This is a genomic window from Microbulbifer sp. MLAF003, assembly GCF_030012965.1.
Classification (GTDB): Bacteria; Pseudomonadota; Gammaproteobacteria; order Pseudomonadales; family Cellvibrionaceae; genus Microbulbifer; species Microbulbifer variabilis.
In genome coordinates this window covers 591,596-617,090 of sequence record NZ_CP120232.1, presented here as the reverse complement: position 1 = coordinate 617,090, position 25,495 = coordinate 591,596, and the positions used below count along the sequence as shown (strand labels likewise).

Below are 25,495 nucleotides of genomic sequence, written 5' to 3'. Positions count from 1 at the left end.
TAAATTATCAGCGTCATAAATATCTTTTGCGATGGATGAACGAAAATTCCATATCAGACAAAATGAGGTTAAAAAGGGCTAAAGGTGTCGCACTTCAATCCTACAGCTCAGTGCCATATTCCTTCATCACACCTTTGCAAAGATTTTTTTGCACTCACCACCGTAGATTTAACTAGATATCTGACCCTCATATGGAAGTCCTGCCAAGATATAAGACAACCTCTTTCACATAAAGCACCAATAACACCAGTAATTATTTTTTTATTACTAATAGGAATGCAGCCTGCCAAAGGACAGTCTCAAGGAGATTTACATCACTCTATCCAGTACCGCTCCACACTGAATGATACGAACATAAGAGAAGACAAGCCGATAGCCAAGCTCAGTCTTGACCAATTCGAATTACAAGGCAATAACGGAGCCACCATCGAAGGTGACTTCAGCTATGGCACAGATGAAAGTAAGATATCAATAGAGGTTGATTATGAACGCACCAATGGAGAAACTGATGAAAATGAATTATGGGGAGTTTATAGCCGCTCAGTTTCTGCCAACTGGAATGTGCTTACCGGAATACGCCATGATTTTCAGTTAGAGAACACCAGCCGTAACTGGTTTGCCATTGGAGTTATTGGCGAAACGCCCTACTCTTTCGAAATGGATGCTGTACTTTTCTTTGGTAGAAGTGGTAGCACAGCCCTTCGTATAGAAGGGGAGTATACGTTCAAAATTTCAGAAAAAGTGAGCTTAGTACCACGTGCTGAGCTAGATTTCTTTGGGCAAAATGATGCGAGTGTGGACGGCGGTTCTGGTCTATCCGAAATAGAAATCGGCGTGCGCTTACGTTATGAAATTCACCCCAAGTTTTCCCCCTATATTGGCATTCATCAATATCGAAATACCGGTAATACGGCTGACTTTGAACGCGAAGAAGGAGAAATGGTATACGATACTGTATGGGTTCTTGGATTTAGGGCTTGGCTATAAGGCCGAAGAGTACTATTCTCCGAATGCCTAGTATCTACACTAAACCAATAAGCCCTCTAAAATCTCATCCTCACGAATATCCCAGCATCAACTCAAACCGCCCCACACTAAGTTGCTAGTAAGAAGAACTTTTAAGGGTACCCAAAGGAAATCAATAGACCAGAATACAGACAGCCAATTGACGCTCTAATCTACCTTAAATATTTCTCTAACTCCGATGCTGTATCCTACCGCGGGAACTCTTCAGTGATTTTCGTCATTGTATTTTTTCTTTGACAGTTTAAGGCAAGGGAAATTACGCGTCTCTAACCTGCGCGCGATTTGCTTCCAAGCAACGAAAGTCATCAATTGCTGGAAACCCAAAAAACCTATAATACCGCTATCAAAATAATCCTTAAAAGCTAAGCCTTTTTGTTATTTACAATACCTTTAAACACTCTGCCCGATAGCTTCAACAACATCGATCGGCTCAATAGTCTAGGAAGTAAAACAAGCGTCCACTTTTGCTTACCCGAAAGCACATAACTTTTCTTTGCCAAGAATCCATTGATTCCAACCAGAGCAACGTGCTCAGCGGTTTCATATAAATTTTCATCAACGCTTACCTTATTATTTGCCACCTCAGCAAAATTTGTCTTGGTTCCACTGGGGCAGAGGCAGGTAACAGTGACTCCCGTTCCAAGCAGTTCATTATGTAGAGCTTCTGAGAAATTTAACACATAACTTTTAGATGCAGAATAAACCCCTGCATAGGGTACTGGCATTAAAGCTGCACTGGAAGCCACATTGATAATCCCCCCTGTATTTCTTGACTTCATTTCAGGAAGGTATAAATAGCATAACTCAGTTAAGGTATTAATATTAAGCTGAAGTAAACTTCTGTATGTCTTCAAGTCAAAGTCTTGGAAATTCCCCCATTTACCGAATCCTGCATTGTTGACTAAGATATCTATTGCCAATCCCCGCGATTGGGTTTCGATATATAGTTTCTGTGCGGCACCTTCCACGCTTAAATCAATTTCAATAATATCCACTTTAACTGAATATCTCCCTTCAATCTTCCTGGCTATCTCCGATAAAGCCCTATAGTTACGGGAAACTAAAATGAGGTTCGCGCCTTTCTTTGCACATTCATAAGCAAAGGCTTCGCCGATACCAGAGGAGGCGCCGGTTATCAATACAACTTTTTTATCCATCTGTATGTTCCCCTTGTAAGAAATTCAACTGAATTGCCATAATCACGGTTGCACAACCAATTCAACCTGTCCTTCTGCAATAAACTTCCTCCACCAGGGAAGAGTCGGAGCCGGCATACGCACATCAACCGGGGCACCAATAATGGGGGTCAGGATCGCCGCCCCATGGGGTTCTGCAGCAGCTAGCGCTCGCTCTAGAGGTTCAAACCAATCATGCAGGGCAAGGTCAAAAGTACTGTTATGGATGGGCACCATAGCGCGACCACGCAGATCCAGGTGAGCCTGCACACTCTCTTCCGGCATCATGTGAATTTCACTCCACAGATCGTTGTAGGCACCAGTTTCAATCAAGGTCAGATCAAACGGGCCCAAGCGTTCACCTATCTCCCGAAAACCACTGAAATAGCCGCTATCACCGCTAAAGAAAATTCGGGCATCGCGCCCGGCAATCACCCAGCTGGCCCACAGAGTCTTATCACGGTCAGTAAGGCCGCGTCCGGAAAAATGTTGAGCCGGAGTTGCAGTAAATTGCAAGCTGCCAACAGCATATGACTGCCACCAGTCAAGCTCGGTAATCTTGTCTGATGCAACCCCCAGTCCCGCAAATAATTGCCAACCCCCGTGGGAACAAGAAATCGTTCTACTCTCTCATCCAGGATACGCACGCTGGCTTTATCCAGATGATCGTAGTGATCGTGGCTTATTATTACGGCTTTTAGTGCTGGTAAGTCCTGCAGAGACAGAGGTAGCGGGTGAAAACGCTTCGGTCCCATCCACTGCACTGGTGAGGCTCGCTCACTGAATACCGGGTCAGTAAGCACGTATTCTCCATCGAGACGGATCAGTACTGATGAGTGTCCCAAACGATAGACTGTAGGCTGATTCTCGTTACTGGTAAGTACTTCCTTTGTAATCGGCTGCAGAGGAAGGGGCGCTTTCGGTAACGGCGCAGCCCTCTCTGCGCGAATGTAGGCACCGATAATCTCAACAACCTTACCCATCCCGGCTTTATAGTCGACTTCTGAGTTTTGAAACTTATTCGGCTGAGTAGCACAGCTGTTAAACAGACCAACGGACATACCTACCACTCCTAATAATAACCACCAGTGTTTTTTCATAGATACCACCAAGTAAACTATACAGTGCAGTTTATTGCCGGCAGATACAAAAGTAAACTAATTAGTGTAAAATTAATTGTGAAGTAAGATTCACCGCCAGGCGGATTTCCTAGTGCAATCAGAAGTACCGAGAGTCATATGAACGAAAAGAAGCCAACCAGAAGTGAGCTGAAGCGCCAGGCCATTATTGATGCCGCTAAACAAGCTTTTCAGGAACTCGGTGTTCAGGGTACCAGCATGGATGAATTGGCAGCCCGTGCTCAAGTATCCAAGCGCACTGTATACAATCACTTTGCCAGCAAGGAAGCGCTGGTTATGTTTTTGATTGGCGAACTCTGGCAGCAGGCAACCCAACCCCCTGGCTGCGAATACAATCCGAACAGCGACCTCCATACACAGTTGCGCGCCCTGCTCGAGCTGGAGATTAAAACCATCTGCAACCCCCAGTATATTGAATTGAACCGAATGGCTTTCGACTACTTTTTCCACCAACCGGAAGCCCTGCGCAAAGAGATGGAAAAGTTCAAAGCGAATGAAACCGGCGTACAGCGCTGGATAAAATCTGCTTTAGCCGATGGCCGTTTGAGGCAGCTGGATCTAGAGATCGCCAGCGGCCAGATACACAATTTGATAAAGGGAAGTTGCTTTTGGCCACAGCTGCTCCAGCTTTCTGGCCAACCGACCCCTACTGAGCAAGAAGCTCTGGCCGAGCGCACTACAGCTATGTTTTTGAGTCATTATCGAGCTTAAAAGGTATAGTGTTAAATATCAATGAAAGCACTTAGTTCCTCCTGGGTCCGCCTATAGAAATTATCTAACCCACTAATCGTAAAAATTTTAGTGGCTTAGTTTCTCGCTATTGAAGCAAGAGCAGGCGCTATGGCAGAAACCCGCTTCAATATAAATGTGGCACTGGAAGTTTCCCGAGATATAAATTGATTATGAGAATTATTTCGTTAAGAACAACGGGAAGATAAGATATTGATATCAATAGTTAAAATCAGCCTTTTCATGAAATAAATCTAGAAGCCCCTAAAATTCATAATGGGAAAAATGTATTAGCATTTCACCTAGATAAGGCCGCCTACTCCACCCACTACTAGATTAATAAACTTAGATACGGCCTATGTATTCGATATAAAGTTGCTACGAACAAAGGGAATAGACATATATGATCAGAGAGTACAAATTGAGTGACTTGGACATCATTTTAGATATTTGGTTAACAGCCTCGATCAATTCACACAGATTTATCTCTTCTGAGTTCTGGGAATCACAGCTGGAAGATATGCGCGATATCTATATCCCAAACTCAGAAACCTATGTCTTTGAGAGAGACAGAAAAGTAGCTGGGTTTTATTCCCTCAATGGTAGTTCATTGGCTGCAATCTTTGTTTATCCACACGTCCAGGGTCAAGGTATAGGAAAGCAACTTCTGTCTCATGCAAAGTCTCAACGGTCTCATCTGACACTCTCCGTCTATAAAGAAAATACACCCAGTTATCATTTTTATCTCTCTCAAGGTTTCCTACCAATAAAGGAACAGCTAGATAAATATACGGGACATATTGAATATCTAATGAGTAATAAAGCACAATAAGCCACCCTACTGTCTACCTTTTTTGAGCCTCACTTCGGATAGCTTCTATTTATTGCACCAATACGAAAAAAATGAAGCAATGACAAGGACGATGCTATGATTACACTTCCACAGTTAACAGAATTACTTGGCTGGGCATCAATAATCAATATTGCCTACCTTCTCCTGGCAACAATAGTTATTTCTTTTATGAATAAGTGGTTATCTTCTATTCATAGTAAGCTATTTAGATTAAAGGCTGGGGAGTTGAACTCCAAGTACTTTGACTTCCTGAGTATTTACAAAATCGTGACACTGGTATTTATCGTGGCGCCATATATCGCTCTGAAAATTATGGGTCAGTAATTATCCAAACAAACTGCCAAATTTCATTTAAACCTCAAGAACCAATAAAATGCCTACCACAGACCTAAAGTCAAAACTTGACGCGATATTCGACAAGCATGTACAGGCTGAACTTGCCGGCGATCTCGATGGAACCCTGTCCACTATGGCGCCCAATCCTCATATCGTAAATATACCAACCATGCTAGGTGGTCAGGGCCCTCAGAGCATCCGTACATTTTACTCCAAACATCTTATAGGGCAGTTTTTTCCACCCGATGTTACTTTCGAAACTATTTCTAGAACATACAGCGAAGAGCGACTCGTCGATGAGTTGATCATATCATTCACTCATACTATAAAGATGGACCACATGCTACCGGGAATTGAACCAACCGGAAGGCGAGTTGAAGTAATATTTATTGTTATTGTGGGCGTTGAAAATGACAAGGTAGCTTACGAGCATATTCTGTGGGACCAGGCAAGTGTTCTGGTCCAGCTTGGCCTATTAAACCCAGAAGGTCTTCCGGTTGTTGGCGCAGATGCCGTAGCAAAAATCAGAAATCCAGCCTTGCCGGATCCTTTTTTTGATGGCTCCTAAAAAATCAGTATTTGCGACCCATTCATTTCATGTTATAGATGTTGCTTATCTAAATTTTCCAGGTGTATTAGTTGAGCATTGAGCCTAGCCTATATTTTTATCTTAATATTCTTTTAGATATTATTTATTTTATATAGAGAGCTATTTTCAAATCATAAAATGCACCCCCCAATTTACTGGTAAATTCTGCGGTAGATTTTGTTCATTGATGAAGTAGAGTCATAAATAACACGACCTAAGGCTAAGAATCTCGCACCCTCTGGCTTAGAAAATTTTATTTCTTTACTTCTGAGAGGTCCTTTACAACTCTCACATGCTGCATCATACCGCCATCTTCATGATATAGCAGGTGGCAGTGTAAAGGGTATTTACCCGTAAAGTCTTTAAAACGGGTTCGAAATTTTACATATCCATGTGGAGGCACCTGGAAAGTATCGCACCAGAATGGCAGCTTCAGTGTATGGTGCATCGGGTCTTCACCTACCACTTCAATAACATAGTAAGGATTGACATGAATATGTATCGGGTGAGGAAACTCACTCTCATTGACCAGAGTCCACTCCTCTATCGCATCTAACTCAACATAGTGGTTTACCACATCACAACCACCAAATGGCGCATGATCAATACTTACATTTAGACCACGGAAATATTTATCCGGATCATCCAGCGTATTGGCCTGCAAGGTCAATCGCCGTGTATTAGTGATCTCATCATCTGTAATAGGCTTTAAAAGATCAACCTTAAAACTCTCAGGAAATGGAGGTGGAGCACACCTTGACGGAGGCTTGCTGGGAGCGTAAATAGCAGTACCAATCTCCTCACCCTGCTCAATCGCGATAACAAACAACGGGCTATTATTGTGGTACTTGTAGTGCGGCATCTGCTGAAATTCAATGGCGTTATTATATACATAGAAATGCGCACCGGGCGTTGCAGCCTCACTAATTTTGAGAAACAAGGAAGCGCGATTCGCGGGACCCAAACTTACGCCATCCTGCAGGCGGTAGTCTTCTGTGGGATTCCCATCAAAGCCGTAAATGTACATCTGCGCGAACCAAGGGCAGTCTATGTCTATTGACGTGCGAGTGGTTGCATTGAGGAGACGCAAGTTCAGTAACTCTCCCACCGTCGCATGTATCACTGGGCAATATTGACCATTCACAGTAATGCAGTATTCACTGTCGGGGAACTTGGCAACCTGATGTTGGTCCTCCACTCTTCCTTTTTCATCTACCGCAATATTTTGAAATACCAATACATATTCCTTAACACCCATCGCCTCCAGTTCATCATCAAAATCGTCACGTACAATTAAGGCACCAGCCATACCACTTCCGACTTGTATCGCGACAGAGCCGTGTTTATGAGGGTGATACCAGTAGAGGCCGGGCGGGTGATTTTTGGAATATCATATTCATAGGTGAAATTTTCACCCGGCGGAATTTTCATACAAACATTATCACCTGGAGACTCTGGGGAAACGTGAAGTCCGTGTGTATGCAGGTTATAAGTATTGAATTCATGAGGAAAATTGATCATTCCGGAATCACCCTCTTCCTCTTCAGGTGGCAGCTTGTTATTGGTTTGAATTGTCAGATGGCTACCGGGGCGTATTTCAATGGTCGGCCCAGTAAGGGTAAACCCAGCTTCCCGGGTGATTGAAGATGAAAATACACGTGTCCAGACAGGAGTTTCATTTTTTTGTAAAAACTGAAGACATTGTTCTCTTCGTACTGAACATCCAATTCAACACGTAGATTCCTATCTGCCTTACTCATCGAATATACCGGTGGGTTTACCAGCGGCTCTAAGAAAGAGATATTCTTTCGATTATTCACGGTATCGCCTCAAATCCTTTTAAAGGCATAGAAAATATTAATACACTAGCATCATCGATATAACCGCTCTCTTGGTTATAACTTCTGGAAAAAAGTTCTCTATTTCTCTATATAGTATCCCAGCCTGGGATCAACTTATCCAAGTATAGAGTTCAGTGTAGGCCACTGAGTGTCTGTCAAAGAATGACATCTATATAAACCTGGAATGAAACAGGCAAGAGAAGTAATCTACGCTTTAGCCGATCTAATTACGAGTGTAAAAAATCCCCATCAAGGAGCCTTTCTCCAAAACTTACAATTTATCTTAGGCATATCCCAATTACGACCTCTATCCGGTTCATACCGGCGCGCCATACGGCTCCAGTGAGAACAGTATCCAGAGTTAGGGATTAGCTTCATTCGATCCTCAGTCATCAGCAACAACAACTGATGATTTAAGTAACCAATAGGTGGTCATCTAAAGAAAAATAGCCTTGAACAAAAAATCTTTTAATCTGAATAGAGAAAGACCAAGCATACCGAAGTCTTGATTACCTTTGCGAACAAAACAACAGAATCTATTCACAATACTTATAAATTTTACTTTCAGAATCAAACTCCAAGGCTGATTATTTCAGTTAAAAGATAGGCATAAATGAATTGTTGAGATTTTATTCGGCTAAGAAACCTAGAAAAATTTCCCCTGGCTACTTAATTTGAGAATATCTGCTTACTACATTATTGGCTCTGCATCCTTGCGACCAGGTTCCATCTTTGAATTTTACGGCGCTGTAAAAGTAAACATTAATTTCATCAAATTACTATTCCTTTGATGTTTCTACAGCTTGATTATTTTGACATATCTGGTGCCTGAAACTGATCATAATGATCAAATTCGCAATAAACCAAAGGTCTTTAATGATAAAAATTCCACTGGATGCTAGAACCCACGGTTTTTCCCAGCTCCCGGGATAACTAAGCAGGAACGTTTGGGTAGTAACAAAAACAGCCCCACAAAGTAATACTCCAGGCCAGAAGAGTGCCCTAACATGAATACCTATAGCCAATATAACCAAGGCAAGCAGATCATAAACGCCAATAATATTGGATGCTTGCTGGACACTGAAAAAGTTATACAACCAGGACATCAATGGGGAACTATTCACCAGCCCTTCGATACCTTGGGCCTCTATAGCGGTGAATTTCATTCCTCCAATCCACAATAGAACCAAGCCAACTGGTAGAAAATTCAGCCATATATATTTCCTTGAAGGTGCAGATTTATAGCCGAGCCAGGTCAGTCCTATTACGATCAGGGAAAAATATTTTATGACTCCCTGCCCAGAACCTATAGCTGGAAAACCGCCAAGTGCGTCAATCCAGTGTGTGCTGCCAAAAAGGCTCAGCAGGGGCACTATGGATAGTGCGATGATCAAGAGCGCCAAAGGCAGGATAAATTTTTCTATAAAGATAGATAGCACAGAGAGTAGGGCAGCTATGGTGAAGATTATCGCAACAGCGGTGGCAATTCGTGAAAGTCCCGCGCCTCCTTCGAAACCATAAAATGCCATGATGGATCCCAGCCCCCCTGCTGACCGGAGAAAAGCGCGGCTGCGAGCAATGCGAAGGAAATAGCCAGGAGGGCAAATGGTAGTTTCCGCAAACAAATATTCATCATTCAATGACCTGGAAGTAATTAAACTTTCAAGGAGCCGCCTTACGGCAATCTCCCATTCCTTATGCCTTGCCAGCAGGAGCAGCCTGATGGCAGATGCTTTGAAGGAACTTACTTACAGTTGTCGTCACGACTTCGGGAATTATTACAACTCCAACGTCTTTCACTTTGACTTAGCAGCCAGGCTTAGTCACAACTGAGCCTACTCCAGAATCAGGGTGCCTCGGTACATCTGCATCTGACAGGTAAATGGATATTCCCCAGGGTTTGCTGCCGGCAATATAACCGGAGTATCCCTGTGCAGAGTAAGCTCAGCGCTGACTTCCAAGTCTGGAAATAACACCCACTCCGAGCAGGGACTCGGATCTTCGCGAAGAAAGTGCAAGGTTGCAGCTCGGCCCGCCGGAAGGCGAATATGATCTGGCTCATATACCCCATCTTTGACCAGTATTTGCAACTTATCTGCGGTGGGCATGGCTTTGTTGGCTTTGCGCTTTGGTCCTAGCCAAAACCACCAGACAATGCCAACAATGAGCAGCAATCCCACCAGATTAACGAGTATCGCTCCCATTAGCGCACCTCCGAAGGTTTGAAAAAGCGCAGGCGATTTGCATTACTAACAACAGTTAGCGAGGAAAATGCCATTGCAGCTCCCGCCACAATCGGGCTTAGTAGCATTCCAGTTATTGGGTATAAAACCCCCGCGGCGATAGGAATGCCCAGTGTGTTATAGATAAAGGCACCAAACAGGTTCTGCTTGATATTGCGGAGGGTCGCACGGGATAGCTCTACAGCGTTGGCAACGCCGTGTAACGATGAGCGCATCAGAGTGACATCTGCACTCTCAATTGCAACATCGGTACCTGCTCCAATAGCAAAACCCACATCTGCACGAGCCAGCGCCGGCGCATCATTGATTCCATCACCTACCATGCCCACACGTTCACCACCTTCTTGTAGCTCGGCGACAATGCGCTCTTTATCCTCCGGTAAAAGATCTGCATGAACTCTATCGATCTGCAGCTTTTTGGCGACTGCCTCTGCACTCCCTTTGTTATCACCAGTCAGCATCTCGATTCTTAGTCCCAGCTTGCTCAGGCGCTCTATGGCTGCTTGAGCATCATCACGAATAGGGTCAGCTACAGCAATTATGCCTTGCAGCTCTCCGTCCACTGCGGCGTACATTACTGTACGCCCGGCCTCAGCCAAGGTATCAGCTCGGCTCCGCCAGGAAGCCAGGGGTATATTTTCTTTGTGCATTAGTTTGCTGTTACCGAGCAGCACCTTCTTGCCAGAAATAATCCCTGTCACACCGTGGGCAGTTATTGCGTGGAAATCACTGGGAGACTGCAGCTGCAGTTCTTTTTCTTGGGCCGCGCTGACTATAGCTTCAGCCAGAGGGTGCTCAGAGCCCTGCTCCAGACTCGCGAGCAGTTGCAGTAATTCATCACTGTCACCATTGCATTCGATATCGGTAAGGCGTGGTGAGCCTTCCGTAAGGGTACCTGTTTTATCAACAACCAGGACGTCCAGATTACAGGACTGTTGCAAAGCTTTACCATTGCGTACCAGCACTCCATTTTCAGCGCCCTTCCCCACTCCCACCATTACGGATAGCGGAGTAGCGAGCCCCAAAGCACAGGGGCAGGCTATGATCAATACCGAAGTAAGCACCACCAGCATATGGGCAGCTTGGGGCTCTGGGCCGAAGTTAAACCAGATGAGAGCCGCAACAACAGCAATAATCATAACCACCGGTACAAAAATCGCAGAAATTCTATCGGCCAGGCGTGCGATGGGTACCCGCGACCCCTGGGCGTTTTTCACCATTTCAATAATCTGCGCAAGGCGTGTATCGGCTCCGACTTTTTCCGCAAGAAACAGCAGGCTACCGTTTTTATTGAGAGTACCTGCTGTCAGGCTATCCCCTTCGTCTTTTTTTACCGGGACCGGCTCACCGGTGAGCATAGACTCATCCACCAAGCTTTTGCCCTCGAGAACCCGGCCATCCACAGGAATTTTCTCCCCCGGACGCACACGCAGCTGGTCACCTTCCTGTACCTGCTCTATCGGGAGATCTACCTCTTTACCATCTCGCAAAACACGAGCCGATACATCTTGTAGTTCCAGCAACTTTTCCACCGCGGCACTGGTGCGCCCACGGGCCCGCACTTCCAGGGCCTGTCCCAGGCTGATCAGGCCAATAATCATGGCACTGGCCTCAAAGTACACATGGCGAGCAGATTCTGGCAACAGATGGGGAACCAGCACCACCATCATCGAGAAAAGCCAAGCTGTACCAGTACCCAATGCAACCAAGGTATCCATAGTGGCACCGTGGTGGCGCAGCGCCTTCCAGGCCCCACTAAAGAAATGACCGCCGCAGAAAACCAGCACTGCCAGGGTAATCAGTCCTGTTGCACCCCAAGCGAGCTGCTCATTGAGGGTGTTCACAGATACTTTATCGGTAATCAGACCCCAGGCCATCAGCGGTACGCCCACCCCCAAGGCGAAGGCTGAGCGCCACAACAGCTGGCGATAATGTTGCTGTTCGTGGGCTCTTTGCTCGGCGCGCTGATCACGCTCACTGCTCTTTGCTATCTCGGCGTCATAGCCCGCGGAACGCACCGCCTCAATACAAGTCTGAGGTTCTGCTTTGCCGTGAACGATAAGGGTTTTGTCAGCAAGATTTACCCTGGCATCCTCTACACCACCAGCTTGCCGTACCGCACCTTCGATCTTGTTTACACAGCCGGCGCAACTCACGCCGCTGAGGCGGAACACCATTTGTGCTGAATGCTGCTTCTTGGCCATATTGCTCTCCCTCAAAACCGTTTCTGGCGACAAAGTTACAACCTTCCCGCTAGGGTAAGGCAACAGTTTGCGCCAGCAATCCCTTCTTTTATAGGGTTCGGCCGCCAATCTTCAGCTTAGTGTTTTGCTCAAAGACTTGGAGCTACGCACAAGGCGAGTGCAAAGGCCGCGCAAGCCCTTCTCCGGGGTGTTATTATCGCGCCATGAAACACCCCCTGCTCCCTGAAAGACCCCTGAGTATCTCACCGACTCTGGCTGCAACCGTTGGCCTGGAGGAGGCTGTATTGCTCACAGCGCTCGGCGACTTGACGCCTTTCCTACCCTTGGAGCCTTATGGGGGGCGGGATTGGTACACAGCACAGGGAGAACAGCTATACCTGCTACTACCCTTTTGGCAAGCAGCGGATATCCAGCGTGTGGCTACCAGCCTGCGTAACCAGGGTGCACTGTTACTCGGTGCTGCCCCTTTTGGCAGTAGCGAAATCCTGAAATTTGCCCTGCCGGGAGAATACAAACACCCTATAGCGACACCGCCAACTCCCCAGGTCCAAATCCCACCGAGCCGCAGTGCCAATACTATTGCACCAGGCTGGCAGCCCGATGCAGAGACCATGGCGCGTATCAGCCAGCTGGGCATCCCCGAACACTTTGTGCGCGAGCAGTTACCGGAATTTGTAACCTACTGGCGTGAACGCGCCGAGCCGCGACACTCCTTTGGTTCACTATTCCTACGCCAGGTTAAAGGCAAGTGGGAGGCTTTTCGCGCCACCGCTCAACGCAAGCAAGCCCTGCCGGATAACTGGCAACCGAGCAACGACACCTTGCGAAAACTGGCCGACGAGGGTGTGCCCAGTACATTTGTCAGCCGCGGCCTGCAGCGTTTCCTCGATTACCACCGCTCCAGTGGCAAACAATCCATATCCTGGGATCTGGAATTCAATGACTGGATCATGGAAGACTGGGAAAAGCAGGAAACCCCATTTATTGAAAAGCGTAAACCCACCGCGATGACCCGTGACTGGCAACCCAGTGAACATACCTGGGAGCAGTTACAACGCCTGGCCATTAATCCGCGCTTTGCCGCAGAGCTACTGCCAGAATTTATCTATAAATGGACTGAGCGAGGTGGCCACAGCGCACGCTGGGGGAGCTGTTTATTGAATACGCTCGAGAGGAGTGGGCCTACTACTGCCAGGGTATTGAGAAAAACCCTGTGGCCAAACCTATTCCACGCAACTGGCAACCTGGGGGCGACTGTCTGAGTCACCTGGTGAATCAATGCGAGATCGACCGAGATTTTGCCCTGTCGCTAGTAGCGGAATTTATTATTTACTGGCGCGGCCAAAACGCCGCACGCAAAAGCTGGGACGCCGTTTTTGTGCGTCACGCACGCCACCAGTGGGCGGAGCGCAACAAATTGGCAATAGGAAACTCTTATGGCAACCCACAAGACTCCAATAGCAGCGCAAACCAGCGCACCCGCGACCGATCAATCGGCGACATACTCACAGACACAAACTGGTAGTGGACAGAGCCAGGAACAAGTCAACGAAAAGAAGCGTGCAATCAACGAAGTATTCGCACTGTTTAAGTTAAACTATCATAACCAGTTCAGTGCTGCCTTCCCGGACACAGAAACTCTACACCATGCCAAGCGCCTATGGCTGGAAGCTTTACTCTCATTTGCCCCCGAAGACATTATGCAAGGCGCAAAGCGTGCGATCCTCCAGAGCGAATACTTGCCCACAGTGCACAAAATGCTGCAGCTCTGTGCCGCCGGCGAAAATGGCCTACCGGAATCCCGCGCGGCTTACCGTGAAGCCTGCAATGCTCCCAGTCCAAAAACCAATCACAGGTGGAGCCACCCTGCAGTTTATCATGCCGGACGCGAGTCTAATTGGTTCTTCCTCGCCAATAATCCCGAATCCGTAGCCTACTCCGTATTTGCAGAGCACTATCGCAAGTTTTGTGCTCGAGTGTTAGAGGGAGAAAAGCTTCCGGCCCCGGAGCAGTTGAAGCTGGAGGAAAAGCCCGGCACCCCACTCTCCAAGGAAGAAAATGCACAAAAAATGGCGGAGCTACGCGCGGAACTGGGAATCTGACCTCAGACCAGGATATTTTTAGTAAGCCGGCAAATCCATGTCGGCGGCAACTTCTGGCTCCACATTCTCCTAAAAAGATAACAGAAGAAATTGTTTAGAATTTAACATTTAGATACACCAAAATCCCTCAATAATAATTAGAGGAAAGTATTCCTAAGATACTTAAGGATCATTAAAAAGGACCCATTAATGAAACTAAAAATCTTACTACCCATCCTTATCTCATCTTTCCTGCCACTCCAAACCTTTGCAGTCACGGACCATTCTCACAACCTCACCAGTATTTCTGATGAAGATGTTGCACATCAACGTGCAAACCTGGCAAAGAACACACAAGGAAGAGGTTTTGGACCCCAATCTCCCCGCGATATTGACCTCATTGAAGGTAGGAATACCATTTCTTTTAGTTTGGCCCCTGCCTACTCCAGCATGAATCTTTGTAATATCCACTTTCATAAAAATGCCGAACATAAAGGAGGGGAATTTACTATCTTTGCTGGGAATGGAAATGGCCTTGGATACGACACTGGCTTTAAATTTTCCGGAAGCCTATCAGCGGCTGAGCTAGCAGCTATCAATCAAGATATTTGCCCCAGTGAACATGGCGGATTGCGCCCAGGTGATACCATTGAAGTTCACTATGTTCATTCATCTGCCAAAACCATACCTGGCCCCTCCCTGGGCGCCTGCCTGAATGACTCAGTCAGGAACCCCCAGTTACGGGTTGAAGCTCAGGTTTACGTACTGGTGAATGACCACAATGCCCTTGATTTCAGAGAACTGACAAAGCTCGGAGAGCATAAAGGGTTTCATCAAGCAGTAAATATTCCAGCTAACACCGGACTGCCAATTCAATATCCAGGCTCAACAACTGGCCCTGGATATAATGAACAAGGTTCTCCTTTCCAAGTAACCTGGAGCGTCAGGCCTCGTGTTGCAAAGGTCAATATTAAATCAGTAGACAATTGGTGCCGTGAAAATGTATTCAATGAAGATCATGCCCACGGCGTAAGAAATCTTATTACAAATCCAGACCTTCTTTCTGGGGTTAATCCATAACCTTGTTCAAAGCACCGGAATATCTATAGTTCTAGCCTAGGGAGTGCTTACTTAAATAAGCACTCCTAAAATAAGCAACCAGAGTCTGGAAATGTGTTACGCCACACCCTAATTCAATACGCTCGCCCCCAACACCTTCCAACATATACAACTTATAAATTATTAAATCTCACCTTAAAAATCATCATCCCATAATATCGATTTGGAGAAGCATTCACCACGGCATACCGACAAACTGAATCAAAAATCATATGACAAACACTGTATCTATACACAGCAAAATGACACTGAAGTAATTTTACTTTCTTTACGAAAGAAATTTCATGCAAAGCCTTGACAAGTTAACCATATAGCCACCTAACTTTCTGTATGTTATTTTTATGGATACCGAGCCCCTATGTGATATCCATATGCAAAAAATATTAGCTTTATCGACCATATTGTTTTTTGGCTTTATTTTGTGGGTAATTTACCTAGCTAACACAGGCAGCAGCAGTATATTTTTTGAACTGGTGAGAGCTATCCCCTACGGGGATAAAATCAGGCACATAGTATTATTTGGCACACTTACATTAATCTTGACGCTGTCTTCAAGGCAAAAATTTTACTGTCTGGGCTCCATACATATTTACTATGGGGCGATAGCAGTATTTCTTTTTGCTTTAAGTGAAGAAGTCACACAGGCCTTCCTCCCCTCCAGAACCTTTGACTTCATTGATTTAGCAGCTGATCTTATCGGTATAGGTATAGCGAACATTACGGTTAATCTCTTACAAAGAAGAGAAAAGTACATTTGAATACGAATGGAAAAATTTACTTTTACCATCCTTTTAAAAAAATTTATTGATGAGCAGCCATCTGACAATTTCGGATGGCCGCTGGAAATAGAAGCGCAAGCAGAACAATAAAACTATCAGTTTGCTGTAGCGGAAGATAGATTCAATATATTTTCAATTTTCTGCCAGGAAACCAGCTTAAAGTTTTGCCTACCACTTGGCATACGGTTTCTTCCATCCTGAACCACTAATAACCCCATTGGGAATTCAGTACCAAGGTTTGCACCAGTTACGGCCAGGCCATCAGTCTCTGAGCTGGCATCTATACCTAACTCCCTGTTCATGTCCACACGGAAATTACCGATAAACTCAGTCCCAGAGCGATTGAATAATGCATAGCTGTTGTTCCCCTGGCTAGATGCCACCAGATATCCACTATCTTCATGCAGATACAAGGCCAGCCCCTCTACATCAGCCACTAGACTTTTAGTATTAACCTCCGCTACAAGTTTGGGCTTACCCATCCCGGCACTGTATCTGTGCAAATCCAGCTTCCATATTCCCCTGTCTTCTTCACCGTAGAAAAGCTGACCATTCTGGGCATCGACAACGCACCCTTCTACCTGACCCTCGACAGGTAAACGGGATACGTGTTTAAGTTGCCAATTTCTAGCATCTTGACCCAAGTGAATATCCAGCTGATGTAGCTCTCCCTCCTTATCAGATACCCAGACGCTAAGCCGGCTATCCATATAATAAAGGCACAAGCCATAGGGGTCCTTCATATTCAGTTTCTGTAATCCCAGATATTCAACTTTCCCTGATTTTTCTATGGCAAATAAGTCAATACCCGGCGTGGAGCGGTTGGAAGCTGCTGCAATTGCACTATAAGTAGGATGCTGTATTTCGCTGATATCTACATTATTCACTCGCCCTACGGCAAATTGCTGCACCAATTGCCCGGATAAACCATAGATATTTAAGCCATGTTTTTTATCAGTGCCCAGAATTAAGCTTTGCTCAGGGTGAAGCCGATTCACCCAAATAGCTGGATCATCTGCAGCGTCTCCAGCTGAAGAAACCGGCTGTGTTTGGGCACTGGCAGGAATACGCGGTATGAATTCATCCACCAGTTGCAGGTCAGGATGTTCAGGAGGATTGAGAGGTTCATACTCAAAGTACAGAAGGGAATCTACTTCCTCATCCAAAACCACAATATTTTTGCCTATAACGCCAACAGAAGCTGGATAATAATTACTATCAATATAGATAGTCTGATCAGGCCCTTCTTGTAAATTTTTTAATTCATAGCCTTGCAGGCGAGCATCCGCTGTTAACCATAAATAATTGCCAGAGTGATCAATCCAAAGGCCGCCAAAATCCTCCCCGAGTTGATCTGCTTGCATGAGTAATTTTCTTTCCTCATCCTTTTCAGCATCAGCATTCATACTGATAATACCGATTGGCGGCTGGGAGAAGAGCAGCTTCCCATTAAAGGGAGCGACTGCACATGCATTCACCTGCTCACCAAAATACAGGGGGCGAATTTCTACAAGCTCCCATGTAGAAGGTCCAGGGCTTACCAGGTATTCGTGCCCTAACCCATCATCTCCAATAGTAAATAGATGAGTACGATCATTATTCTGATAAAAACACAGGGCGCTTTGCGGCGAAATTTCATCACGGCCGCCAAGATACTGCAAAACTGGTTTGCGATCGATCCCTCCCTTTAACTTGTAAAGTTTCACCTCTGCAGATAGCTCATCATAGGCTGCCACAAGGAGGCTGCCTTGTGACAAACTTTGTATAGCCAAAGTTTCTACCCGGCCAGGAGCAGATACCAGGTGATCTCCATTGCTATCTAGTAATAAGACGCCTTTATTTTTACTGGCAATTAATAGTGCACTCTTTCCCGGAAACTGAACGGGTAACATCTGTTCAGCTCCAATGCCCTGGAGATCGAGTTTTTCTATCGGCTGCACCTTTTTGACACGTAAAACCTGATCCCAACGAGCATCACAACCTCCGAGAATACTACTCAGTAAAAGGCAAATCAGGAGGTAGTACTTATTTTTCATGGTAATCCACCAGCAGAAAATATAAACCCCGTTACTAAATAGGGGGTTGGCAATACCTATTAAAATTTTAGAAAGTGCTATAACTCAAACCCAGTGCATAGGTTGGACCATACTCCTCATACTGGCCATTAAAGCCTGAATTATGTGTGTAGTAAGGCTCATCAGTGAGGTTCACCCCGGTAAAGGTCAGTTGCAGTCCGTTATCGAAACGATAGCGTGCGGATAAGTCCAACTGTAGATGATCATCCTCATAGCGATCAGCAGTAGAATTCTCCAAATCCACCTCCAATAAACGCTCGCTTCGATAAGCAGCTGATAACCGCATGCTAAATGCATCGCGCTCATAACCCATCACAAAATTAGCCACCAGATCTGCTTGCGAAGGCAAAGAAATCTTATCGCTACGCTCCCTATCTGGCCCCAGACCCAAGCGTGCTTCAGAGTCTGTCACAGTAGCATTTGCGCGTAACAGGAACCCGTTTTCGAAACCCCTGGTCCAAGCCAGCTCCATACCATTGAGACGGGCGGAATCACCATTTACCGGTTGTAATACTTCAGCCTCGTCAACACTCAAATTCCCCACATACTGACTGTAATCCACAACACTGGAAACATCGGACAGGACAATGAAATTGTCGATACGCTTGTGGAATAACCCCAGGGAGAGCATACCCAAATGGTCTGCATAGTACTCGGCAGAGAAGTCCAGATTGCGCGACTGGTACGGATCTAGCGCAGGATTACCGGCCTCCACTTCCAGCTTGTCATCGTCATACTCTATCTTGGCCGGCGATGGGTTCAGGTGTCCGAAGGATGGGCGCGAAAGAGACTCACTATAAGCCGCACGCAAAACAATATTATCGTTGTAGTCATATTTATAATTTACACTGGGAAAGAAGTCATCATAATCGCGCTGATAGCGTATCCCAGCTGCATAAACCTCGTCGGCAATTTCCTGTGCACCGGGTACCGGCTCTTCAGACTCGACAACTTGCACACCCTCAGCGGTAAAGTCTGTGCGCTCGTAGCGAACCCCAAATACCAGCTGCGACTGGTCAAACTCAATCGTATTCATAACGTAGAACGCACTGATATCTTCCTGCATATTGTAATCGCGCGCGGAAGACAAAGCCGTTTCAGTTTCATCAACTTCAAAATCGTCAATATGACTGTTAATAAAGTAATTTAAACTGCCGCTACTAACCCCAGGGCCAAAGCTATCCAAGCCGTAGTCGATGTCATTGCGAACAAAATCTGCGAGGGTGTAGTCTCCCGCAAAATCCTTATACACGGTCGCATTCAAGTCTCCACTCTTCTCACGCTGTCGCTCGTGTATGCCAAACTGGATAACTGATGGATTACCGGCCCACTGAATTTCCCGGCTAATGTCGAAACGCAGGCTCAGCTCTTTATCCTCTGTAAAGTTATCTTCAATGACGAGCTCATCCAATTGATAACTGGACGGGTCTAAAACTCGCTGCGCATCTTCTGCGCCCACTGCCATACGCGGCGTTTTATCTGCCTCTACATAGCCAATGCGCACAGGCTCCAATGCAAAATCTGTATCTCGTCGGTGAGGTTCAGACTCCTCCGCATGGGAATATCCCAGTGCATAGGAGATATCCACCTGATCAAAATTATGCTCACCACCGAAAACAGAGGAGATGATTTCCTGCTCTTCCAGCCGGTCCTTCAAAGACTTTTCCAGTGCAGCTTCCTGCCACTGTGCGGAGTTCCTTGAAATCGTTTCCGGCTCATCCCGCCCGGCATCCAACTTCCAGGAGTTGCGCTGGCGAATTTCCTTGTCGGAAAATTCTGAATAGAGATTGTGGAAGTACATACGTGAGCGATCACTAAGATCCAGATCGAAGTTGGCAGCAACACCTGTTCGCTCGCGGGTAATGGAATAATCACGCTGTTCGATCTCTGTCGCACCAATGCCGGTAGTACCATCCTCAGCCGTAAATTCCTGCCAGGTACCATCAGTCTCAATATTTTCCGAACCGAAATTCCGCTCTTGATGGCTGAGGGCCAGGGCCACGCCAAATCGTCGATCGCCACTCAAATCAAAGACATTGGTTAAAGTGGCTGCGACTTTGGGACTATTTTCCTCCTGAAGTTCACTGTAACTGTTCTCAGCACTGAACTTATAGCGACGGCCATCATAATCGAGCGCATTAAGGCTTTTGATTTCAATAGCGCCGCCAATAGAGTCTGCACTCATGTCGGGAGTCAGGGTTTTAAAAACCTCCAGGCTGGCGAGTAGGTCTGAGGGAATGACATCCAGGGCGACCGCGCGACTATCTGTTTCCGGGGCCGGCAGGTTAATTCCATTTATTGTTGCCGCGTTCAAGTTAGGATCAATACCGCGCACACCCACAAAGCGTCCCTCCCCCTGATCACGGGCAATAAAAACCCCCGGCATCCTCTGTAAGGCTTCAGTAACATTGGCATCTGGAAGCTCACCGATTGCATCAGATGTCTGCACTGCAACCAGCTTATTCGCATCCCTCTGGCGATCCAGGTCACTGCGCGCGTTACTTGCCTGGGCAGTGACGACCACAGTCTCCATAACCTGTGAATCCTGGTTTTGTGCACTTGCATTTGCGCTCATAATTGCAGCGGCAAGTGCCGTAACTGATGTACCTAGCAGCCGTAAACTGATGATCTTATATTTCATAAAGCACCCACTCCCGTCATTGCCAGTGGCGTATTAGATTGGGCGCAGACTAGTAGGCGTTTATGACCCTTCAGTGACGTTTTTTTAAGCTGTCATCAAGCTTTCAGAAAAAATTGTAAATATCTGTGCCAATCAACCAAAGGGCCAAACAATCAGGCCTGAAAAATGAGTTATAGAGCAGTGACTCCGGTCATAGACTTTTAAGCAGAAATTCCCACTTAACCAATGAGATTCACCGAGCCAGCGATCCAGAACCAGTAACCCAAAATGGAGTGGAGTATGAGCGACCAACCCAGTAACCCAACACGGCGCAAACTGCTCAAAACCTTGGGTACTGTGACCGCCGCGGGTACAGCAAGCTCAGTATTACCCGGCTGTATTGCGGAACACAGCGCTGAAAGGGAAAGCCTTACTTTTTCTGAAATTCCTCATTCGCTGGATTTCCAACACCACCTGCCGGAACACTACAGCGCCGATATCCTTTTGCGCTGGGGAGATCCAATTCAGGAAACCGATACTCCATTTCACCCGGAGAAACTGGATGCCGCAGAACAGCGACAGCGATTCGGCTACAACAATGATTTCATTGCATTTATGCCTCTGGCTGACAATGTCGAACCTTCACGTGGGGATTTACAACTGCAAAGCGGCAATAGCAACCGCGGACTACTGTGTGTAAATCACGAATATACTCAACCCCACTTAATGTTCCCCGGCTATAACGACGAATACAGTGCCACTCGTGGGGTTAGTTCTGAGCATGTCGCGATAGAGCAGGCGGCCTGCGGTCACTCCGTGGTGGAAATTGAGCGCAATAGCAACGGGTGGCGTACCGTGCTGGACAGTCCCTATAACCGCCGAATAACCATGACTACCGCCATGGATATCAGTGGGCCAGCGGCAGGAAACAGGCGATTGAAAACCGCAGCCGACCCCAGCGGTACCCAAGTGCTGGGCACCATAGGGAATTGTGCCGGGGGCAAGACGCCTTGGGGTACTGTCCTTATTGCTGAGGAAGGGTTCGGTGGCGCTTTCCAGGGTAACCCACAAGAAGTCGAAGACCCCAGGGAGGCCCAGAACCACCATCGCTTTGGCATAAGCCCAAGAAACCGTAATTTGGGTGACTACGATCGCCGCTTTGACATTCAAGCGGAGCCCAACGAGCCAAACCGTTTTGGCTGGATGGTGGAATACGATCCCTATGATCCCCAATCTAAGCCGCGCAAGCTCACTACCCTCGGCCGCTTTGAGCACGAGGGCTTCACCCTGGTGTGTAAACCCGGTCAGGCGGTGGTGGCCTACGGAGGCGATGATGACGAACACCAGTTCGTCTATCGCTTTGTCTCCAGGGGTATTTATCAACCTGAGGATTACCAGGCCAACAGGGAACTTCTTACTGAAGGCACTCTCTATGCCGCCAGGTTCGATGAAAATGGTCACGGGCAGTGGTTAGCCCTGATTTATGGCCAGGGATCTCTCAACAGCGAAAATGGTTTTCACAATCAGGCAGATGTACTGATCGATGCACGGCGTGCGGCAGCCCTGTTAGGCGCAACCCCCATGGATCGCCCCGAAGATGTGGAAACCAACCCCCATAACGACTGCACTTATGTCATGCTGACGAAGAATAAGAAGCGCCAGAAAGATGAAATCGATGCTGCCAACCCTCGCGCTAAAAATGTTGCAGGCCATGTATTGGAAATAGTACCACCGGGTAAAAATGGTAATCGTGACCACACCAGTGATCGTTTTCAGTGGCAACAGTTTTTACTGGGGGAAACCCAAATGCAGAACGCCCAGAAGAGAGAGGTGCCTACGGCCAGCAGGCCAGCTACAACATTTCCGCCAATGGCTGGTTTGCCAACCCGGATAATGTCGCGTTTGATGGCCACGGCAATATGTGGATTGCCACTGATGGCTGTGAGCGCTTTGGATTCCATGATGGGCTCTGGGCCATGGCGACAGAAGGGCCCCTGCGCGCTGCACCAAAACACTTCTTCGGCTGCCCCAGAGGTGCAGAGGTTTGTGGACCGGAATTTACACCCGATGGCACAACCCTTTTCATAGCAGTGCAGCATCCCGCCGAAGCGCGTAACTCCACATATGAAAATCCCATACACCGCTGGCCGGACAATGACCCCAAATTGCCACCACGTCCATCCGTATTGGCAATCTACAGGGACGATGGTAAAGAGGTTGGCAGCTAACTTCACAATCAATTAAGACGGCGTCAGTATTGCTAAAATTAACTCTAAGTATATTTTTTTACCGGCTTGCCGCCTGTAGTCTCTCCTAAGAGCGCAGGCTTTGTGGTTGAGGTTAGCCATGCAAACTAAATTTATCGCTGCTTTACGCCACATTGGCGTCACTCTGGCAGTTGCTGCTGTATGCCTGCTACCCCAGATCAACGCACAAACCTCTGAGTCCACCATTAATCTGCGCGGCAGTGGAGCCCGTTTCCCCCACCCAGTCTACGTCGACTGGTTTCGACAGTTTACCCATCAGGATAACGATATATTCGTGCACTACGGATTAAGTGCCAGCACAGATGGTATCCGGGATTTCCTGGGAAATACGGTAGACTTTGCTGCCTCAGATATTGCCATCGAGATTGACAGGCTAGAGGGCTTAAAGGGAGGAGCCGTAGTACTACCTGTCACCGCTATTCAGCTTGTATTGATATTCAACCTGCCGGGCATTGAGGCGTTAAAACTTTCCAGGGATGCCTATGCAAATATCTTTTTAGGTAAGGTCCAAACCTGGGACCACCCCAGTATTGCTGCCAGTAACCCTGAAATACAGTTACCTAACACTGAAATAACGGTGGTAACTCATACTGAGAGTTCTGGCGCCTCTTATCTTTTCTCCGGGCATCTGAGTAATATCAATGATGAATTTCGCGAAAACATCGGAATAAGCCAAGCGCCTAACTGGCCCAGACAGCCCGGTTTCGAGCGGGCCGCAGGTAGCCAGGGAGTGGCGGCTAAGGTCAGAGCGACCCCAGGTTCCATAGGCTTTATAGACCACTGCTTTGCCGAAGTTACCAATCTCCCTGAAGCACTGCTGGAAAACCGTTCGGGGAATTACATTGAGGCCAATGTAGAGAGCGGCACTGCAGCATTGGAAGAGGTTGAATTTCCTGAAGGCAAGCTACCAGGCAGTAACGCCCCTAACCTGATTGCCTGGGTTTGGGATCCCGCTGCTGAGGGCGCCTATCCAATTACCAGTTTCTCTTGGCTATTGCTTTACGCGGAGCAGGACGATAGTAAAGCCAAAGCTCTACGCAAAATGCTGTCATTTATTCTACATGCCAACTCCCAGGCAAAGGCAGGTGAGTTGGGGCTGGTGCCCTTACCGGAACACGTTCGGGAGAAAGTGCTGAGCGCCATAGATTTTGTCCAATAAATCAAAGATGTATTTAGATTTATTTCCCTTGAAATCAACTTATATTAACTCAGTGGTGACACCAAGCTCCCTACCCTCCTGCTAAAATTGAATTTGAAGCCAAGTTTTACCCGGCTCGCCATCAGGAATCGATTAAGGTACTGGCGGCCCTTTAGTTGAGGTTTTCCATGCTATCGAGGTATGCCACTACTTTATGCCGCCTGGCTGCCACTCTTTCAGCCGCTATTTTTGGCGCAATTTTCTCTCTTTCCTCCCTGGCCCAAGTACCGGAAAACCCTATCAACTTACGTGGAAGTGGCGCAAGTTTCCCGTATCCCATTTACGTGGAATGGTTTCGTCAATTTACTCATCGAGAAAATAATATTTTTATTTTCTATGAAATGAGCAGCAGTGGCGATGGTATCAGGGACTTTCTTGGACACACAGTGGACTTCGCCGCATCCGATGCAGCGATTGATGTTGATGAATTAAGACGTTTAAAACAGGGCGCTGTGGTCTTGCCGGTAACCGCCGGAGAGGTGGTACTGGTATTCAACCTTCCAGGTATCGATAAGCTGAAACTTTCCCGGAAAACCTATACAGGGATTTTCCTGGGTAAAATAAGAAACTGGGATGATCCACTGATCGTTGCGGATAACCCCGATATCACATTGCCCCGAACACCGATTAGCGTGGTCACGCGCTCAGAAAGTTCTGGTACCTCTTATATTTTTTCCGGTCACTTAAGCAGTATCAGTGAGGAGTTTCGTGAGAAGGTTGGCCTGGATAGAGTTCCCAACTGGCCTAAGCTTCCCAGCTTCAAGCGCGCACCGGGGAATCAGGGCGTATCTGCCAGGGTAAGAAAAATCCCTGGTGCCATCGGCTATGTCGAGCATGGCTTTGCCGAGATCGTCAACCTGCCAATCGCAACACTGGAAAATCATGCGGGTAACTATATCGAAGCCAGCGCAGAAAGTGGTGCTGCAGCACTAAAAGAGGCCGAATTTCCCAACACCGAACTACCAGTAAGTGGCGCTCCCAATTTGATCACCTGGGTTTGGGACCCCAAAGCGAGGGACGCTTATCCAATCACCAGTTTTTCCTGGCTATTACTCTACTCGGACCAAGAAGATGATAAAGCCAAGGCCCTGAGGCAATTACTGGTATTTATGTTGAGCAGGAAATCCCAGTCGGAAGCGGGCAAACTTGGATTAGTGCCACTGCCAGAGAATGTACGATTAAAAGTTTTAAATGCTGTTACCTTTGTGCAGTAGAATCCGT

General features: G+C 46.9%; 21 protein-coding genes and 2 pseudogenes. 14 read left to right on the top strand and 9 right to left on the bottom strand.

Going from position 1 to position 25,495, the window contains the following annotated elements; genetic code table 11:
- Positions 1-84: 84 nt before the first annotated feature.
- On the top strand, positions 85-987 hold the full coding sequence (locus tag P3339_RS02990) for a copper resistance protein B (RefSeq protein WP_245556714.1): 903 nt from the start codon (positions 85-87) through the stop codon (positions 985-987).
- Positions 988-1,388: 401 nt separating this feature from the next.
- Here the strand turns inward: P3339_RS02990 and P3339_RS02985 are convergent, their stop codons facing one another.
- The gene (locus tag P3339_RS02985; RefSeq protein ID WP_282952388.1) at positions 1,389-2,183 is read right to left on the bottom strand and encodes an SDR family NAD(P)-dependent oxidoreductase; all 795 of its coding nucleotides are present in this window, start codon (positions 2,181-2,183) and stop codon (positions 1,389-1,391) included.
- 42 nt (positions 2,184-2,225) lie between these two features.
- Positions 2,226-3,184, bottom strand: a pseudogene (locus tag P3339_RS02980) (MBL fold metallo-hydrolase).
- A gap of 255 nt (positions 3,185-3,439) precedes the next feature.
- Between P3339_RS02980 and P3339_RS02975 the strand changes: the two are divergent.
- The 4 genes from P3339_RS02975 to P3339_RS02960 all read left to right on the top strand — a co-directional run bounded on the left by P3339_RS02975 (position 3,440) and on the right by P3339_RS02960 (position 5,826).
- Positions 3,440-4,051 (top strand): TetR/AcrR family transcriptional regulator, encoded by a 612-nt coding sequence (locus tag P3339_RS02975; protein WP_020414466.1) that lies wholly within the window; start codon positions 3,440-3,442, stop codon positions 4,049-4,051.
- Between the two features lie 439 nt (positions 4,052-4,490).
- Positions 4,491-4,901, top strand: a complete 411-nt coding sequence (locus P3339_RS02970; RefSeq protein ID WP_282952387.1) for a GNAT family N-acetyltransferase — start codon at positions 4,491-4,493, stop codon at positions 4,899-4,901.
- 96 nt (positions 4,902-4,997) lie between these two features.
- Positions 4,998-5,246 carry a DUF6868 family protein gene (locus tag P3339_RS02965; RefSeq protein WP_020414464.1) on the top strand — a complete coding sequence of 83 codons (249 nt, stop codon included), beginning with the start codon at positions 4,998-5,000 and terminating at the stop codon, positions 5,244-5,246.
- 49 nt (positions 5,247-5,295) lie between these two features.
- The gene (locus P3339_RS02960) at positions 5,296-5,826 is read left to right on the top strand and encodes an ester cyclase (protein WP_282952386.1); all 531 of its coding nucleotides are present in this window, start codon (positions 5,296-5,298) and stop codon (positions 5,824-5,826) included.
- A gap of 274 nt (positions 5,827-6,100) precedes the next feature.
- On the opposite strand, the gene P3339_RS02955 is transcribed toward P3339_RS02960, so the two are convergent.
- The 5 genes from P3339_RS02955 to P3339_RS02935 all read right to left on the bottom strand — a co-directional run bounded on the left by P3339_RS02955 (position 6,101) and on the right by P3339_RS02935 (position 12,135).
- Complete coding sequence (locus P3339_RS02955) at positions 6,101-7,156, bottom strand: multicopper oxidase family protein (RefSeq protein ID WP_282952385.1); 1,056 nt, start codon at positions 7,154-7,156, stop codon at positions 6,101-6,103.
- The gene (locus tag P3339_RS02950; protein WP_282952384.1) at positions 7,141-7,368 is read right to left on the bottom strand and encodes a cupredoxin domain-containing protein; all 228 of its coding nucleotides are present in this window, start codon (positions 7,366-7,368) and stop codon (positions 7,141-7,143) included. Before P3339_RS02950 ends, P3339_RS02955 begins: the two co-directional genes overlap by 16 nt.
- Before the next feature lie 1,099 nt (positions 7,369-8,467).
- Positions 8,468-9,217, bottom strand: a complete 750-nt coding sequence (locus tag P3339_RS02945) for a DUF417 family protein (RefSeq protein WP_282952383.1) — start codon at positions 9,215-9,217, stop codon at positions 8,468-8,470.
- 306 nt (positions 9,218-9,523) lie between these two features.
- A complete protein-coding gene (locus tag P3339_RS02940; RefSeq protein WP_020414460.1) occupies positions 9,524-9,892 on the bottom strand; it encodes a cupredoxin domain-containing protein in 369 nt (122 codons plus the stop codon).
- Positions 9,892-12,135, bottom strand: coding sequence for a heavy metal translocating P-type ATPase (locus P3339_RS02935; protein ID WP_020414459.1), 2,244 nt, complete (start codon positions 12,133-12,135; stop codon positions 9,892-9,894). Before P3339_RS02935 ends, P3339_RS02940 begins: the two co-directional genes overlap by 1 nt.
- Before the next feature lie 203 nt (positions 12,136-12,338).
- On the opposite strand from P3339_RS02935, the gene P3339_RS02930 reads away from it, so the two are divergent.
- From P3339_RS02930 to P3339_RS02910, 5 genes are all read left to right on the top strand, one after another.
- Positions 12,339-13,397 carry a DnaT-like ssDNA-binding domain-containing protein gene (locus tag P3339_RS02930; protein ID WP_282952382.1) on the top strand — a complete coding sequence of 353 codons (1,059 nt, stop codon included), beginning with the start codon at positions 12,339-12,341 and terminating at the stop codon, positions 13,395-13,397.
- Positions 13,349-13,660: a DnaT-like ssDNA-binding domain-containing protein gene (locus tag P3339_RS02925; protein ID WP_353056877.1), complete on the top strand. Its 312-nt coding sequence runs from the start codon at positions 13,349-13,351 to the stop codon at positions 13,658-13,660. The genes P3339_RS02930 and P3339_RS02925 overlap by 49 nt, the downstream gene beginning before the upstream one ends.
- Positions 13,572-14,237 carry a replication protein P gene (locus P3339_RS02920; protein ID WP_020414457.1) on the top strand — a complete coding sequence of 222 codons (666 nt, stop codon included), beginning with the start codon at positions 13,572-13,574 and terminating at the stop codon, positions 14,235-14,237. The genes P3339_RS02925 and P3339_RS02920 overlap by 89 nt, the downstream gene beginning before the upstream one ends.
- A gap of 189 nt (positions 14,238-14,426) precedes the next feature.
- Positions 14,427-15,296 carry a delta-class carbonic anhydrase gene (locus P3339_RS02915; RefSeq protein WP_282952380.1) on the top strand — a complete coding sequence of 290 codons (870 nt, stop codon included), beginning with the start codon at positions 14,427-14,429 and terminating at the stop codon, positions 15,294-15,296.
- A gap of 380 nt (positions 15,297-15,676) precedes the next feature.
- Complete coding sequence (locus tag P3339_RS02910; protein ID WP_282952379.1) at positions 15,677-16,093, top strand: VanZ family protein; 417 nt, start codon at positions 15,677-15,679, stop codon at positions 16,091-16,093.
- Positions 16,094-16,209: 116 nt separating this feature from the next.
- Here the strand turns inward: P3339_RS02910 and P3339_RS02905 are convergent, their stop codons facing one another.
- Positions 16,210-18,150, bottom strand: a complete 1,941-nt coding sequence (locus P3339_RS02905) for a phytase (RefSeq protein WP_282952378.1) — start codon at positions 18,148-18,150, stop codon at positions 16,210-16,212.
- 67 nt (positions 18,151-18,217) lie between these two features.
- Positions 18,218-20,830 carry a TonB-dependent receptor gene (locus P3339_RS02900; RefSeq protein ID WP_282952377.1) on the bottom strand — a complete coding sequence of 871 codons (2,613 nt, stop codon included), beginning with the start codon at positions 20,828-20,830 and terminating at the stop codon, positions 18,218-18,220.
- Positions 20,831-21,097: 267 nt separating this feature from the next.
- Between P3339_RS02900 and P3339_RS02895 the strand changes: the two are divergent.
- The 4 genes and pseudogenes from P3339_RS02895 to pstS (P3339_RS02880) form a co-directional block, all read left to right on the top strand.
- Positions 21,098-22,564: pseudogene (locus P3339_RS02895) on the top strand (PhoX family protein); the annotation flags it as partial.
- Positions 22,565-22,584: 20 nt separating this feature from the next.
- On the top strand, positions 22,585-23,037 hold the full coding sequence (locus P3339_RS02890; protein ID WP_282952376.1) for an alkaline phosphatase PhoX: 453 nt from the start codon (positions 22,585-22,587) through the stop codon (positions 23,035-23,037).
- Positions 23,038-23,155: 118 nt separating this feature from the next.
- The gene (pstS, locus tag P3339_RS02885) at positions 23,156-24,235 is read left to right on the top strand and encodes a phosphate ABC transporter substrate-binding protein PstS (RefSeq protein ID WP_282952375.1); all 1,080 of its coding nucleotides are present in this window, start codon (positions 23,156-23,158) and stop codon (positions 24,233-24,235) included.
- 167 nt (positions 24,236-24,402) lie between these two features.
- A complete protein-coding gene (pstS, locus tag P3339_RS02880) occupies positions 24,403-25,488 on the top strand; it encodes a phosphate ABC transporter substrate-binding protein PstS (RefSeq protein WP_020414449.1) in 1,086 nt (361 codons plus the stop codon).
- The last annotated feature ends 7 nt before the right edge of the window (positions 25,489-25,495 follow it).